Below are 693 nucleotides of genomic sequence, written 5' to 3'. Positions count from 1 at the left end.
TACGCGCCCGGCAACGCCTTCCTCGACGCCTTCGCCCAGTACCGGCGCGACGCCGGGCTCACGGCGACGTCCCTGGCCTGGGGACCGTGGGGCGACGGCGGCATGGCCGAAGGCGCGGTGGGTGACCGTATGCGCCGGCACGGCGTGCTCGAGATGGCGCCCGACCTCGCGGTCACCGCCCTGGGCCAGGCTCTGGACCGGGACGAGACCGCACTGACCGTCGCCGACATGGAGTGGAAGCGCTTCGTCCTCGCCTTCACTTCCGGCCGCCCGCGCCCCCTGCTCGGCGACCTGCCCGAGGCACGCGCCGTGATGGACGGCATGCGTGCGGACACCGAGGCCGACGCGGCCGGCGGCAGCGTGCTGCTCCAGCAGCTCGCGGGCCGGCCCGAAGCCGAACAGGAGCGTGCGATCCTGGAGTTGGTGCGCACGGCCGTGGCATCCGTCCTCGGCTACGCGGGTCCGGAGGCTGTCGAGTCGGGCCGGGCCTTCAAGGAACTCGGCTTCGACTCGCTCACCGCCGTCGAACTGCGCAACCGCCTCGGGGCCGCCACCGCGCTGAAGCTCCCGCCGACCCTCATCTTCGACTACCCCACCCCTACCGTTCTGGCCGGGCATCTGCGCCGTGAGCTGTCCGGTACGACCGGCGCGATCGCGGCCCCGCTGCCGGCCGTGGCCGGCGTCGCGGACGAC

Annotated in this window: 1 protein-coding gene; it reads left to right on the top strand. The window is 74.0% G+C overall.

The genetic code is table 11. The features are described 5' to 3' along the window. Positions 1-693: beta-ketoacyl reductase (locus LMU33_RS40850; protein ID WP_228627180.1), on the top strand; the 693-nt coding region annotated here is incomplete at both ends.

The sequence above is a fragment of the Streptomyces barringtoniae genome (assembly GCF_020819595.1).
Classification (GTDB): domain Bacteria; phylum Actinomycetota; class Actinomycetes; order Streptomycetales; family Streptomycetaceae; genus Streptomyces; species Streptomyces barringtoniae.
Note: the sequence above shows the minus strand (reverse complement) of the source record. Positions and strands in the feature narration are given on the sequence as shown.